This window comes from Mycobacterium sp. MAC_080597_8934 (assembly GCF_000523975.1).
Classification (GTDB): domain Bacteria; phylum Actinomycetota; class Actinomycetes; order Mycobacteriales; family Mycobacteriaceae; genus Mycobacterium; species Mycobacterium avium.
On the sequence record NZ_JAOS01000052.1, the window covers coordinates 126,746 to 140,102 of the forward strand.

The 13,357-nt window shown below is 70.7% G+C and carries 14 protein-coding genes and 1 pseudogene; 9 read left to right on the forward strand and 6 right to left on the reverse strand.

The features are described 5' to 3' along the window. Window positions 1-100 precede the first annotated feature (100 nt). The 3 genes and pseudogenes from NF20_RS22840 to NF20_RS22850 form a co-directional block, all read right to left on the reverse strand. Window positions 101-919, reverse strand: coding sequence for an SDR family NAD(P)-dependent oxidoreductase (locus NF20_RS22840; protein ID WP_023860847.1), 819 nt, complete (start codon window positions 917-919; stop codon window positions 101-103). Beyond that, a complete protein-coding gene (locus NF20_RS22845; protein WP_033712265.1) occupies window positions 916-1,332 on the reverse strand; it encodes a nuclear transport factor 2 family protein in 417 nt (138 codons plus the stop codon). Before NF20_RS22845 ends, NF20_RS22840 begins: the two co-directional genes overlap by 4 nt. Further along, window positions 1,329-2,371 (reverse strand): annotated as a pseudogene (locus NF20_RS22850) (zinc-binding dehydrogenase). The gene NF20_RS22845 and the pseudogene NF20_RS22850 overlap by 4 nt, the downstream one beginning before the upstream one ends. A gap of 124 nt (window positions 2,372-2,495) precedes the next feature. On the opposite strand from NF20_RS22850, the gene NF20_RS22855 reads away from it, so the two are divergent. From NF20_RS22855 to NF20_RS22875, 5 genes are all read left to right on the forward strand, one after another. Then, on the forward strand, window positions 2,496-3,362 hold the full coding sequence (locus NF20_RS22855) for a helix-turn-helix domain-containing protein (protein WP_033712268.1): 867 nt from the start codon (window positions 2,496-2,498) through the stop codon (window positions 3,360-3,362). A gap of 53 nt (window positions 3,363-3,415) precedes the next feature. After that, entirely contained in the window at window positions 3,416-4,180 is a 765-nt protein-coding gene (locus tag NF20_RS22860) for a DUF2127 domain-containing protein (protein WP_009979890.1), read from the forward strand. Between the two features lie 4 nt (window positions 4,181-4,184). Beyond that, a complete protein-coding gene (locus NF20_RS22865; RefSeq protein WP_033712270.1) occupies window positions 4,185-5,030 on the forward strand; it encodes an SDR family oxidoreductase in 846 nt (281 codons plus the stop codon). A 119-nt stretch (window positions 5,031-5,149) separates the two neighbouring features. Continuing rightward, the gene (locus NF20_RS22870; protein WP_224110951.1) at window positions 5,150-5,314 is read left to right on the forward strand and encodes a hypothetical protein; all 165 of its coding nucleotides are present in this window, start codon (window positions 5,150-5,152) and stop codon (window positions 5,312-5,314) included. A gap of 54 nt (window positions 5,315-5,368) precedes the next feature. Further along, entirely contained in the window at window positions 5,369-5,827 is a 459-nt protein-coding gene (locus tag NF20_RS22875) for an SRPBCC family protein (RefSeq protein WP_011726544.1), read from the forward strand. Window positions 5,828-5,842: 15 nt separating this feature from the next. Here NF20_RS22875 and NF20_RS22880 read toward each other — a convergent pair whose 3' ends face one another. From NF20_RS22880 to NF20_RS22890, 3 genes are all read right to left on the reverse strand, one after another. Beyond that, window positions 5,843-6,589 (reverse strand): methyltransferase domain-containing protein, encoded by a 747-nt coding sequence (locus NF20_RS22880; protein WP_033712326.1) that lies wholly within the window; start codon window positions 6,587-6,589, stop codon window positions 5,843-5,845. A 125-nt stretch (window positions 6,590-6,714) separates the two neighbouring features. Beyond that, window positions 6,715-8,100, reverse strand: coding sequence for an adenylate/guanylate cyclase domain-containing protein (locus tag NF20_RS22885; RefSeq protein WP_023860843.1), 1,386 nt, complete (start codon window positions 8,098-8,100; stop codon window positions 6,715-6,717). Between the two features lie 41 nt (window positions 8,101-8,141). After that, entirely contained in the window at window positions 8,142-8,735 is a 594-nt protein-coding gene (locus NF20_RS22890) for a TetR/AcrR family transcriptional regulator (RefSeq protein WP_009979879.1), read from the reverse strand. Between the two features lie 168 nt (window positions 8,736-8,903). Between NF20_RS22890 and NF20_RS22895 the strand changes: the two genes are divergently transcribed. The 4 genes from NF20_RS22895 to NF20_RS22910 all read left to right on the forward strand — a co-directional run bounded on the left by NF20_RS22895 (window position 8,904) and on the right by NF20_RS22910 (window position 13,343). Further along, complete coding sequence (locus NF20_RS22895) at window positions 8,904-9,800, forward strand: oxygenase MpaB family protein (RefSeq protein ID WP_255343267.1); 897 nt, start codon at window positions 8,904-8,906, stop codon at window positions 9,798-9,800. Window positions 9,801-9,951: 151 nt separating this feature from the next. Then, window positions 9,952-10,716: an SDR family oxidoreductase gene (locus NF20_RS22900; protein ID WP_033712277.1), complete on the forward strand. Its 765-nt coding sequence runs from the start codon at window positions 9,952-9,954 to the stop codon at window positions 10,714-10,716. A gap of 129 nt (window positions 10,717-10,845) precedes the next feature. Beyond that, entirely contained in the window at window positions 10,846-11,934 is a 1,089-nt protein-coding gene (locus NF20_RS22905) for an AMP-binding protein (protein WP_033712280.1), read from the forward strand. 35 nt (window positions 11,935-11,969) lie between these two features. Further along, a complete protein-coding gene (locus tag NF20_RS22910) occupies window positions 11,970-13,343 on the forward strand; it encodes an aldehyde dehydrogenase family protein (RefSeq protein ID WP_033712327.1) in 1,374 nt (457 codons plus the stop codon). The last annotated feature ends 14 nt before the right edge of the window (window positions 13,344-13,357 follow it).

Sequence of the window (13,357 nt, forward strand, 5' to 3'; positions counted from 1 at the left end):
CAGGGCCCTATGGAAGCAAAAGTTAGGGTTGCCTGATTTGGAACTTTGGCAAACCTCGCCGCTGTGGAGTACGACGCCCAGCGAACGGCTTGGGTTCCCGCTAGTCGTCCGGGCCCATGGCCGCCGCCGCGGCCTGGGCGAACAGCTCGACGGCCTGGTTGCGGCTCAGCGATGCCAGCAGCTGCGCCGCGGCGCGCATGGTGTCGCCGACCATCAGGGTGGGCCCGTTGCCGAGGTTCTCGAACGCCTCGGCGATGACGTCGGACACGGCCGCCGCGTCCGACGGCGCCTGGTCGGGCGACGCGATCTGGCCGCGGCTGTATTCGAGGGCGCGCAACGCCGGGGTATCGGTCTTGCCCAGGATGAGCCCCAGCACGTCGACGCCCTTGTCGTGCAGTTCGGCCCACAGCGCCTCGGCGAAGACCATGTCGAATGCCTTGGAGGCGCCGTAGGCGACCATGTTGGGCCCGCCGGCCAGCCCGGCGCCGGAACCGAACAGGACGATGCCGCCGGCGCCCCGCTCGACCATGGCCGGGGCGTAGTGGTGACACAGCTGCATGGGCACCATGCAGTTGCGCTGCACCATCGCCTCGGCGGCTTCGATCCGATTGGCAAGGAACGGTTTGAAGTCCGGGTCGGCGCCCGCGCAGTAGACCAGCATCCCGATCGTCACATCGGCGGTGGCCGCGGCGATCGCCTTGGCCGCCCCGGGGTGCGCGAGATCGATTGCCAGCGTGCGGGTTTGGGCCGAGGTGCCGGCCCGGATCCGGGCGGCGACCCGGTCCAGAACGTCTTGCCGGCGGGCCAGCAGCACCACGTTGACGCCGCGCTCGGCCAGGCCTTCGGCGAACGCCGCGCCCACGCCGTCCGAGGCGCCGGCCACCAGTGCCCACGGCCCGTACCTGGCCGCGAAACTCATGACCCGGCCCCGACGGTGGTCAGCCGCACCTGGGTGTAGCGCCGGCGGGCGATGCGCCATCCGTGTGCGGTGCGCACCATTTCGTCGTCGTAGAAACCGATCGCGTTGACGCCGGAGTTGTTGTCGCCGGCCATGATCAGCCCGTCGATGTAGGTGCGCGCCGTGGCGCGGTCGCCCTCGACCGTGATGGCCTGGTTGGTCAGCCGGTGCAGGGTGTGCCCGGCCAGCGCGTGCACCTGCTCCATGAAATCCGCGACGGCGTCGACGCCGGTCCAGTGGCCGATCTCGCCGTAGTCGAGCACGCAGTCGTCGGTGAACACGGTGCGGAACAGTGGCCAGTCCCGGCGGTCGATCCCGGTGGCGTAGCGCACCAGCAGCTCGGAAATGTCTTGCCGGTCTTCTCTTTCGCTCATCGGGTGTCTCCGTTCGGATGGACGATGATGCGGGGCGGGCCGTCGGACCGGCGGGCCAGCTCCAGGGCGTCGGGTACCTCGTCGAGGCCGATGATCTTGCCCACGCTCGGCAGCGGGTCCAGTCGTCCCGCCACGATCGCGTCGAGCGTGCCGTACCAGTCCTGCGGGTGCGGCCCGCCGCCGAACTGGATGGTGACGCCCTGGCGGGTGGCGGTGGTGATGTCGAGGGTGTCGCCGGTGTACCAGCCGCCGGCACAGTAGATGCGGGTGCCCATCTCGGCGGATTCGACCAGGTTCTGGATCAGTCCGGGCGCGCCGACGCACTCGAATACCGCTGCCGGACCGGGTATCCGTACCGCACGCGGGCCGCGTTGAACGCCGCGAACGGGGATTCCTCGCGCGGGTCGACCAGAAGGTGCGCGCCGAAGCTGTCGGCGGCCAACCGGCGGCGGTCGGCCCGGAAGTCCGCCACGATGATCGGCTCCACGCCGCGCGCGGCGAGCGCGGCGACGGCCGAGAGGCCGATCGCTCCCGCGCCAATGACGATCGCCACCTCGCCCGGTTGCAGGCGCGCAGAGCGCACGTAGAACTCGCCGACCGCGAACGCGTCGGTCACGGCGACGGCGTCGCTGGACACCTCGCCGGGCACTGGCTTGGCCGCCGCTTCGGAAACCACCAGCAGCTCAGCGAAACTGCCCTGGGCGTCCGGGTGCTGGCCGATGATCCGCATGCCGCCCGCCCCGCCGTCGACCAGGCGCACCGGCATGGCGGTGACGCGGGTGCCGATGGCGAACTGGCCGGTGCAGCCCGGCCCGTGCCCGACGACCTCGCCCACGAACTCGTGACCGAGCACGATGTCGCGACCGCTGTCGTACAGCGAGCGCCCGGTCGGATCGTCGAGGGCCAGCTCGGGGTGGTCCATGAAGTGCACGTCGGACGCGCAGATCGCGGTGCTCAGGGTGCGCAGCAACAACTCGCCCGGCCCCGGTTCTGGGTCCGGTGTCTCGCGCACCTGCAACCGGTCGTCGCGTAACACCACAGCGCGCAACGGCGTTTCACTTTCTCGAATAATCGATATAAAATCTCGAATGTTCGTCTCACTGTAAGTCCTGGGCCGAAGGAGTCAAGCGATTCGCGGATCGACGTCAGCGCCGACCGCCCGGGTGCTCGATGTGGTCGAGCTGCTGGCGCGGTCGCCGAGCGCGCGGCTGCGGTTCTCCGACGTGGTGCGCGAGCTGGACCTCACCCAGGCGACGGCGCACGCCATCCTCAAGACGCTGTGCGACCGCGGCTGGGCCAGCCGCGACCCGGTCGACAAGACCTTCGCCCTGGGACCCGCGCTGGCGGTGGTGGCCGCGCGCACCGACACGGCGCGGCCGCTGGCGCATGCGGCGCGCGCGGCGGCGCTGCGGCTGTCCGGCGCGGTCGGGTACGCCTGTTCGGTGGTGGAGAAGTTCGGGGATTCCCTGGTGGTCACCGCCTTCGAGGGCGAGCCCGCCACCCAGCCGTCGGGCATCCCGGGCGATCGCATCCCCTACGCTCCGCCGTTCGGGGTGGCGATGGCGGCCTGGGACACCGAGGAGGAGCAGCGCGCCTGGATCCAGCGCGGCGCCGGCAGCAACGCCGACCGCGCCCAGCGCCTGCGAGAGGTGCTGGCGCACACCCGGGAACGCGGATTCGACGTCGACTGGACGACGCCCGCGCTGGCCCAGGCCGTCCAGGTGGTCGGCACCCTGGACAGCAGCGAGATGCCGACGCCGGTGCGCCACATCATGGATCAGCTGCTGGTCGAGTTCACCACCATCGGGTTCCTGTCCGACGACAACCCCGGCCGCCGCAAACAACCGGTGGTGACCATCGCCGCGCCGGTCTTCGACCACCGCGGGCGGGCGTCGCTGATGGTGGCCGTGCACCCGCTGTGCCCGCTGAGCGCGCGCCAGATCCGGGTCATCGGAAAACATCTCACCGACGAAACGACGGCGCTGAGCCGGTCGCGGCCGGCATCCGGCGCGGTCGATGCCGCCGTCTGACACGCGCGCCCTGCGCACTTGCGCCGTCGACCACCGGCAGTCGATGATCGGCCATGCCCAAAGATCGCGGTCTCAACCGCTGGGAGTTGGTCACCTGCGCGCTGGCCGGGCACGCCACCTACGCGCCCGACGAGCCGGCGCTGGCCGACCGGCTCAGCGGCACCACCGGACTGGGCCAGGTGTGGCGCTGCCTGCGCTGCGGCGAGTTCACCGTCGGCCCCGCGCACCGGCGCGGCCCGGCCGAAGACGCGCCGATGATCATGCGCGGCAAGGCATTACGGCAGGCCATCATCATTCGGGTGCTGGCGGTGGAACGGCTGTTCCGGGCGCTGGTGATCGCGCTGGCCGCCTACGCGGTGTGGAAGTTCCGCGGTGCCCGCGGCGCCATCCAGGCCACCCTGGACCGCGATCTGCCGATCTTTCGCGCCGCCGGCTTCAAGGTCGACCAGATGACCATCGTGCACGAGCTGGAAAAGGCGCTGGCCACCAAGCCGTCCACCCTGGCGCTGCTGACCTTGATGCTGGTCGGCTACGCGCTGGTGGAGGTGGTCGAGGGCGTCGGCCTGTGGTTGCTCAAGCGCTGGGGCGAATACTTCGCGGTGATCGCCACCTCGGTCTTCCTGCCGCTGGAGATCCACGACCTGGCCAAGGGCATCACGATGACCCGGGTGGTGACCTTCGCCATCAATGTCGCCGCGGTGATCTACCTGTTGATCTCCAAGCGGCTGTTCGGCCTGCGCGGCGGGCGGGCGGCCTACGACGCCGAACGGCGCGGCGAGCAACTGCTCGACGTCGAGCGCGCCGCCGCGGGGAGCTGACCGAATGGGAACCTATGCGATCACCGGATCGGCGTCCGGGATGGGACGCGAGACCGCGCAACGCCTCCGCGACGGCGGCCACACCGTCATCGGCGTCGACATCAAGGACGCCGACGTCATCGCCGACCTGTCCACCCCGGCAGGCCGCGCCGACGCCGCCGCCCGGGTGCTCTCGCAGGCCGGTGACCGGCTCGACGGCGCGGTGCTGGCGGCCGGGCTGGGACCCAGCCCGGCGCGCGACCGGGTCCGCCAGATCGCCGCGGTGAACTATTTCGGCGTCGTCGAGCTGCTGCAGGCCTGGCGACCGGCGCTGGCGGCCGCCGGGAACGCCAAAGTCGTTGTAGTGGCCAGTAATTCGGCCACGACGATGCCCACGGTGCCGCGCCGCACGGTCAACGCGCTGCTGGCGCACGACGCCGACAAGGCGTTGCGATCGGTGCGGCTGTTCGGACCGGCCGCGCCGACCATGATGTACGGGGCGGCCAAACTCGCGGTCAGCCGCTGGGTGCGCCGCCATGCCGTGCTGGCGGAGTGGGCGGGCTCGGGGGTGCGGCTGAACGCCCTGTCGCCCGGGGCGATCATGACACCGCTGCTGCAGGAGCAGTTGTCCACGCCCCGGCAGGCCCGGGCGGTCCGGTCGTTCCCCGTCCCGGTCGGCGGTTTCGGCGACCCCGGCCAGCTGGCCGAGTGGATGTGTTTCATGCTGTCGGATGCCGCCGACTTCCTTTGCGGCAGCGTGGTATTCGTCGACGGCGGCACCGACGCGTACTTCCGCGCCGACGACTGGCCCAAGGCGCTACCGGCGCGCCGGCTGGCCGGATATCTGCGCCGATTCACCCGGTTTCGCTGATCGGCGTGTGCGGTAGGCCACAGTGCGGCTTATCACGGCGTTCACCGCGGCGCGGCATCCCCGAAAAACGGCCGTGCTGCAATTCAATGGACTCCCACTCCGAGCCGAAGGATCAGATCGTGGCCACCCTCACCTCCCGGATCTCGCCGGGTTCGGTCCGTCTCGTCGCGGTGGGGCCGCTGACGTCGCGCGCGTGCCAGGCGGTGCGCGCGGTGCTCACCGGTAACCGCCGCCCGGCCGTTCGCGGGCCGCGCCTCATGTCCAAGGGCGTGGAACGCTGTTGACCCGGTACCGGCTGCTGTGGCGAAACTCGTGCGGCGGCGTGTTTGGATAGCGGTATGTCCGACACGGAAGCCGAACGCATCGTCAGCGCCACCCGGGTGATCGCGGCCAACGCCGCCCGCATCTTCGAGCTGATCGCCGACCCGGCCCGCCAGCCCGGCTGGGACGGCAACGACAACCTGGCTTCGGCCGCGCCCGGGCAGCGCGTCCATCGGGTGGGCGACGTGTTCAAGATGACGCTGACCAACGGCGCGGTGCGCGAGAACCACGTCACCGAATTCGTCGAGGGCAGCGTAATCGCTTGGCGCCCAGCCGAACCCGGCAAGCAGCCGCCCGGTCACCTGTGGCGCTGGGAGCTGAGCCCGGTCAACGCCGAACTGACCACGGTGACCCACACCTACGACTGGACGGCGCTGACCGATCCCACCCGGTTGCAGCGGGCCCGGGCCACGACGCCGGAGATGCTGCGCGAGTCGATGGACCGGCTCGCCACGCTGGCGCAATCGGGCGACTGAACGGCGCCCGGGGGCTCAGCCCAGCTTGGCGCGCACCCACTGGAAGGTGCCGAAGTTCTTGACCCGAACGCTGGCGAATCCGTTCTCCTCCAAGATGTCACCGATCTCGTTGTCGTCGAACGCATGCGCCCCCACATTGGGCAACAGCCGCCAATAGCGGGCCAGGCGGCCGGCGGTCGGGACCATGACGGCCAGCCTGCCGCCCGGTCGCAGCACCCGCGCGATCTCGACGAGGGCGGCCTGTGGTTTGGGGACCAGCTGCAGCACCGCGGTCGAGACGGCCGCGTCGACGGTGTTGTCGCGCAACGGAAGTCGCTGCGCGTCGGCCTTGATGAAGCCGACCTGCGGCCCGGCCTCGTTGCGCACGGCGCGGGCGAGCATCGGCTCGGAGATGTCGATGCCCAGCGCCAGCCCGTCGGGTCCGGCGGCCCGCGCCAGTGACGCCGTCACGTTGCCCGGGCCCGATCCGACGTCCAGCGCGACACCGCCCCGGGGGATCTGCAGCCACTCCAGCGGCAGCTGCCAGGCGCTGATCCAGCGGCGAGACAACGCCTGGGCGTTGTCGTAGAGCAGCGACCCGATCGGCGACGCCCAGGCCGCCTGGATCGGGCCGGTGTTCCTCGGCACGCCCGCGTCCTCGTCGGCCGCGCCGCCGAGCAGATCGAGATAGCCCTTGCTCACGTCGGGGTCGGCCGGCGGATCGATGAGAAGGTCCAGCGCCCGTCGCAGCGCGGGAGGCAGCGAGGTGTGCACATCGGTCATGCCTAACTCCTTCGAGGACTCCATCGCGGAAAAGCCAAGCGGGAACGCCGGAATCGACCAAAAAAACCGGAAAGCCGCCGACCCGGCGCATCCCCCGTTGGCAGCCTACGCCGAGTCGCGGGTGTTCACCGCTCGGCGGCGGCGTGCTCGCGCAGCAGGCGGTAGAGCCGCCACTGTCCCGGCACGCCCTTGAGCGCGGTCTCGCCGCGGTCACCGAACCGGTGCCGCGAGCCGGTGACGATGTCGCGCAGCGTGGACGACACCAGCACCTCACCCGGGCCCGCGAGCGCGGCCACCCGCGCGCCGATGTGCACGGCCATGCCCGCGATGTCGTCCTTGCGGGCGCCGCGCACCTCGACCTCGCCGGCGTGGATGCCGACGCGCACTTCGATGCCCAGCGCGGCGACCGCGTCCACGAGGGCGTCGGCGCACGAGATGGCCGCGCTCGGGCTGCTGAAGGTGGCGACGAATCCGTCGCCGGCGGTGTTGACCTCTCGCCCGCCGAAGCGCTGCAGTTCGTGGCGCACGATCCTGTCGTGGTTGTCCAGCAGGTCGCGCCAGCGGTAGTCGCCGAGCGCGGCGGCGCGTTCGGTGGAGCCGACGATGTCGGTGAACACGATGGTGGTGAGCAGCCGCTCGGCCTCCGAACCGCCCCGGACCCCGGTGATGAACTCCTCGATCTCGTCGAGCATGGGCCCGGTGTCGCCCACCCAGTACAGGGTGTCCTCGCCCGGCAGCGGCACGAAACGAGATCCGGCGATGTGCTCGGCGAGGTAGCGGCCGTGGTCGACCGAGGTGAAGACGCAGTCGGTGCGGTGCAGGATCAGCGTCGGGGCCGCGATGCGCGCCAGCCGGTCGCGCACGTCGGCGTGCCGGATGGACAGGATCATCGCGCGGGCCATGCTGGGCGAGGCCGCGCGGTTGCCCGCGGCGTCCCACCAGCTGCGGAAGGCGGCGTCGCCGGCGACGCTGGGGGCGATCAGGCCGAGCATGTCGAAGCCCTGGTCGACGGCGTCGGGGTCGACCGCGACGGTGGTGTACGGGTCCAGGGTCTCGATCCGGGCGCCCATCGGGTAGTCGGGGGCGTAGACGGTGCGGGCCGCGCCGTTGATGATCACCAGGCTGCTCACCCGGTCCGGGTAATCGGCCGCCAGCACCAGCCCGGTCATCGAGGTGAAGCTCGGCGCGACGACGGTGGCCCGCTCACAGCCCACCGCGTCCATCACCGAGACGACGTCGCGGGCCCAGAACTCCGGTCCGATCACGTCGACCGAGGGCACTCGGGAGGACAGCCCGATGCCGCGCTGGTCGAGCCGGATCACCCGGGCGAAGGCGGCGAGCCGGCGGTGGAAGCGGTACATCGACGGCTCGGCGTCGACGGAGTCGATCGGGATCGACGGCCCGGGCAGCAGCACCAGGTCGATCGGCCCGTCGCCGAGCACCTGGTAGGCGATGTCGGTGTCGCCGCAGCTGGCGTAGCGGGTGCGCGGTGTCCCAGAAAACCCAGGCACGGCTATCAGGCTAATTCAGGTGCCCGACACTGCGGGCCGGGTCAGCGGCCGATGATCGGCACCAGGTAGCGGGCGGCGTAGTCGCGCACGGCTGCGGGGTCCGCGGTGTCCAGCCGGTCGGTGGGGAAGACGATGATGCCCAGCGCGACGCGCAGCAGGATGTCGGCGATGTTGTCCAGGTCCGGCTCGGCCTGCTCGGCGCCGCACCGCCGCAGCGTGTGCGCGATGCCGTCGGCGAACTGGCGGATAGGGAACACCTGCGAGCGGGAAAACAGCCCGAACAGTTCGGGCTCGCTCTCGGCGATCCGCGAATACAGCGCGGAGTCCTTGACCAGTCGCACCCCCAGCGCGAAGGCCTCGATCACCGCCTGCTGGGGATCGCATCCGGCGGTCGCCTGGTCCAGGGTGCTGAAGAAGAGCTCGGCCTCGCGGCGCACCACCTGGCCGAACAGGTTCTCCTTGGTGGGAAACCGCCGGTAGATGGTGCTGCGGCTGACCCCGGCCCGGGCGGCGACGTCGTCGATGTTGGCGCGCCGCACGCCGTAGGTCTCGAACACGCCGCGCGCGGTGTCCAGGATGAGGCGGTCCAGATCGGTGCGCTCGCCCGCAGCGGCGTCCGCGCGGTGGCTCTGCATGGCTCACACCCCCACGGCGGTCTGGACGAACCGATGTTATCGTGAAACAAAGATACTAATTTGTTTCTCTGGTTCATCGTTAGGTTTTGTCGTATCGGCCGAGGAGGTTGGGTGACTGCGCAGCGGGCGGCATGGGATTTCGACAACGGCGTGCGCGAGGCGGTGCCGATGCCCACCGACGGGCCGGACTGGTCGGCCCGTGACGCCGCCGACGCGCCGCGGCTGGGACCCGATTCGTTGATCTGGAAGTTCTACGGCGACAACCGGACCCAGCTGTTCGGATTCCAGCGCACCGCCGGCGTGGAGAACTGCATCGAGCAGCTCGCCCAGGGCGTGCTGGACCACTCGGTGATCTTCAGCGACACGCTCGGCCGGGCCAAGCGGACCGCGCCTCCGCTGATGAACACCGTCTACTCCGACGATCCCCAGGAATGGGGCCGCAAGGTCCGCGACTTCCACAAGACCATCAAGGGCACCATCAGCGACGGGTCCAGGTATCACGCGCTGAACCCGGAGCTGTTCTACTGGGCGCACGCCAGCTTCGTCGACCAGGTCATCTACAACACCGACACCTTCATCCGCCGGCTGACCCGGGCCGAGAAGGAGCAGATCTTCAACGAGGGCAAGGTCTGGTACAGCCTCTACGGCGTCAGCGACCGCGGGCAACCGCAGACCTACGACGACTTCCTGGCCTACTGGGACGAGATGCTCGACCGGTTCGTGCCGCACAAGACCGTGCTGTACGGCACCGGCTACCTCCGCAAGGGCATACCGGGTCCGCGCTGGATGCCGCGGCCCGTCTGGAAAATCGTTTCGGCGCCGCTGAACGCCTATGCCCGCCTGGTGGTGGTCGGAACCCTGCCGCCGCAGATGCGCGAGGTGTGCCAGCTGCGCTGGGATGCCAAGAAGGAGCAGCGGTTTCAGCGTTTCGCCGCGCTGATGCGGGCGCTCAATCCGCTGATCAACCGGCTGCCGGTGCGGGTGCTCTACACGCCGTGGGCGGCGCAGGCGTGGAGCCGGGCCGGCGTCGACCCGCGCCGGCTGCACAACCGCGCCGCCGCCTGAGACCGGGCCGCGAGGGCGTGCGGCCCGCGGACACTATCGGAGCGGCCGCCGTGCGGGCAGGATTCGTGGTTAGCCCGCTTCGCATTGGGGCATCCGCAACGTCGGTCGAGTAGGGGTCGAACCGGCGCACTCAGAGCGAAGGAGAACCGCGATGCAGATGACGGGGAACACCGTGTTGGTCACCGGCGGCGGCACCGGAATCGGCCGCGGCCTGGCCGAAGCGTTCCACCGGCTGGGCAACCGGGTGATCATCGCCGCCCGGCGCGGCGAGCAACTGCGGGCGGTCGCCGAGGCGAACCCGGGCATCCAGACCCTGTCGCTCGATCTGGGGGATCCCGCGGACATCCGGCGATTCGCCACCGAGGTCACCGACCACTACCCGGACCTCAACGTGGTGGTCAACAACGCCGGCATGCAACGGGTGGAGGACCTCATCAGCGGCAATGCCGGTCTGGCCGAGCAGACCGTGGCGGTGAACCTGCTGGGCCCGATCCGGCTCATCGCGACGCTGTTGCCGGCGCTGCTGCGCCGACCGCACGCCGCGATCCTCAACGTCACCTCCGGGCTGGCGTTCATGCCCAGCGCGCTGACCCCGACCTACTGCGCCAGCAAGGCGGCGCTGCACTCTTACACCCAATCGCTGCGCTTCCAGCTGCGCGCCACCCCGGTTCAGGTGATCGAGATCATCCCGCCCCAGGTGCAGACCGCGCTGCAGGGCGAGCGCGGATTCGACCCCCGGGCGATGCCGCTGGACGAGTACATCACCGAGACCATGACGCTGCTGCAGACCCAACCCCAGGCCGACGAGATCGTCGTGGAGCGGGTCAAGGCCTTCCGCTTCGCCGAGCGGGACGGCACCTTCGACGACATCTACCCCGGTTTCAACGAGGCGATGACGGCCGCATCCGGCCGCTAGGCAACGCGGCGCCGCGTTGAACATCGCGTGCACACCAATGAAAATCCTTGTGAAATAACACAATAAAGCGCCTGCGCCGGCGGCGGGGATCCTTGGCGGACGGCCCGCCGATGGGACAGGATCGACGGCATGACCGGGATCGACTTCTCGTTGTTGGACGTGCCGCGAGCCGCACCGGTCGACGACCCCGAGGCCTATCTGCGCGCCGTGATCGCCTGGCACTTCGGGGCGGACACCGGTTCGCCGTTCTGGCTGCGGACCGCCCGGACGCTGACCTTCGACCCGTTGACCGACGTGCACACGTTCGACGACTTGCGCAGGTTTCCGAACCTGGTCAACGAACTGCGCAACGTCGCGGTGGGCGATCTCATCCCGCGCGGCTATCCGGCCCAGGACCGCCCGCTGATCTTCGAATCCGGCGGCACCACCGGCGCACCGAAACGCACCGTGCAGATGCCGGATTGGGTCGCCCAGGTCGTCGACTGGCAGACCGAGGACTTCGCGGCCGGCGGGTTTCGCCGCGGCGAAGGCTTCCTGTGCATGATGCCGAGCGGCCCGCACGGTGTCGGCTACTTCTCCCGGCTGGTGGCCCAGCGGCTCGGCGCGGTGTTCCACGCCGTCGACATCGACCCGCGCTGGGTGAAGAAGCTGGCCGCCCGCGACGCCGCCGCGGACGTGGCCGGCTATGTCGAGCACGTCGTCGAGCAGGCCGTGTTCGTGCTGCAGACCCAGGACGTGGCGAACCTGCACACCACCGGTCCGCTGCTGGCGGCGATGGCCCGCGACGACCGGGTGGTCGAGCTGGTCGACGCCAAGATCGGCTACCTGTTGCTCAGCGGCGCGCACGTCGACGCCGACACCCTCGACCTGCTGCGCGGCATCTTCCCGCGGACCACGATCACCATGGCCTTCGGCAGCACCATGGTGCTCTCGCAGGCGGTCACCCGCACCGACGGCGACACGTTCGTGTTCGACCCCCGCACCCCCTACGTCGTCTTCTGGGTGGTTGACCCCGACACCGGCGAACGGGTGCGCTACGGGCAGCCCGGCCAGGTGGTGATGCACCACCTCAGCAGGACCATGTTCATCCCGAACAACCTGGAGCGCGACCTGGCCGTCCGCAGGCCCGGCCCGGCGGGTGAGCTCAGCGACTCGCTCAGCGAGGTGCGGCCGGTGCAAAGCTTCGAGGGTGAGACCGTCATCGAGGGCGTGTACTGAGCGTGACGGGTGAAAACACTTGCAGCGCAGTCGATCTGCTGTATCTTGATGCGCTCGGACCCGACGGCGACTACCGGACCCGCAACACCGAAACCGTCACCACCACCGCCGGGGTGGCCGTCGCGCGACTGAGTCTCGTTCCGCCGCTGTATGTTTCGCGCACGCTCGGTGCGCAACGCAAGGCCGCGCCGCTGCCGCCCGCCGACCGGCGGGCGGCGCTGTCGCGGGCCGCCGAGGTGTTCACCGACGGGGTGATCGCCGGACTCGATTTCGAGGCGTACGCCGGTTTGGCCGCCCGGATTTCGGGGCTGCCCGTGGCGATCACCCGCGCCGCGGCGCGCGGCGTGGCCGACGGCCTGGCCCGCGCGTTCGACGCGGTGGCCTCGGCGCGGCCGGCTGGGGCGGTGCCGGACTGGCGCGAGCCGCGCGTCCGTGCGTGCGGCGCGCTGTGGGTGCGGCGCGGCGAGGTGTTCGCCGTGCATGCCGCCGGAAACGGGCCCGGGGTGCACGGGCTGTGGCCGCAGGCGCTGGCGCTGGGCTACCGGCTGGCGGTGCGCCCCTCGCGGCGCGAGCCGCTGACCGGGCACCGGCTGGTGACGGCGTTGCGGCAGGCGGGATTTCGCCCGCAAGACGCCGTTTACCTGCCCACCGACCACGCCGGGGCCGACGAGATCATCGCCTCGGCCGACCTGGCCATGGTGTACGGCGGGCAACGCGTAGTAGACAAGTACGCCGCCGATCCGGCGGTGATCGTGAACGGCCCCGGCCGCAGCAAGATCGTCATCACCGCCGAGCAGGACTGGCGGGAGTGCCTCGACGTCGTCGTCGACTCGGTCGCCCGCCACGGCGGGATGGCGTGCGTCAACGCCACCGCGGTGCTCTACGAGGGTGATCCGGCGCCGCTGGCCGCGGCCGTCGCGGAGCGGCTCGCCGTGATCGAGCCGCTGCCCGCCGACGACGAGCGGGCGATGCTGCCGACCCTGCCGCTGCCGCGGGCGCGCACCCTGGCGAACTACCTGGCGGCCAAGGCCGCCGGGGCGACGCCGCTGCTGGGGGCCGACCAGGTGGTCGCCGACCTCGGCGGCGGGCAGGCCGCGCTGCGCCCGGCCGTACACGTGCTGACCGAGCCGGACCCGGAACTGCTCAACCTCGAGCTGCCCTTCCCGTGCGTGTGGGTGACGGGCTGGTCGCGCGAGGGCGGGCGGGCCGCGGCGCTCGCGCCGCTGCGGCGCTCACTGGTGGTCACCGCGATCACCGGCGACGACACACTGATCGACGCCCTGGTCGCCGAGCCGACCATCGGCAGCGTCTACCGCGGGCGCCCGACGTGGTCGACCGCCCCGGGCCTCCCGCACGACGGATATCTGGCCGACGCGCTGATGCGCACCAAGGGGTTCATCGGGGACTAGCGGCCCGCGGTGCG

Bases quoted from the DNA above. Each gene is read 5' to 3' on its own strand.
- NF20_RS22840 (WP_023860847.1), bottom strand. From the start codon at position 919: ATGAGTTTCGCGGCCAGGTACGGGCCGTGGGCACTGGTGGCCGGCGCC.
- NF20_RS22845 (WP_033712265.1), bottom strand. From the start codon at position 1,332: ATGAGCGAAAGAGAAGACCGGCAAGACATTTCCGAGCTGCTGGTGCGC.
- NF20_RS22860 (WP_009979890.1), top strand. From the start codon at position 3,416: ATGCCCAAAGATCGCGGTCTCAACCGCTGGGAGTTGGTCACCTGCGCG.
- NF20_RS22865 (WP_033712270.1), top strand. From the start codon at position 4,185: ATGGGAACCTATGCGATCACCGGATCGGCGTCCGGGATGGGACGCGAG.
- NF20_RS22875 (WP_011726544.1), top strand. From the start codon at position 5,369: ATGTCCGACACGGAAGCCGAACGCATCGTCAGCGCCACCCGGGTGATC.
- NF20_RS22880 (WP_033712326.1), bottom strand. From the start codon at position 6,589: ATGACCGATGTGCACACCTCGCTGCCTCCCGCGCTGCGACGGGCGCTG.
- NF20_RS22890 (WP_009979879.1), bottom strand. From the start codon at position 8,735: ATGCAGAGCCACCGCGCGGACGCCGCTGCGGGCGAGCGCACCGATCTG.
- NF20_RS22895 (WP_255343267.1), top strand. From the start codon at position 8,904: ATGCCCACCGACGGGCCGGACTGGTCGGCCCGTGACGCCGCCGACGCG.
- NF20_RS22900 (WP_033712277.1), top strand. From the start codon at position 9,952: ATGCAGATGACGGGGAACACCGTGTTGGTCACCGGCGGCGGCACCGGA.
- NF20_RS22905 (WP_033712280.1), top strand. From the start codon at position 10,846: ATGACCGGGATCGACTTCTCGTTGTTGGACGTGCCGCGAGCCGCACCG.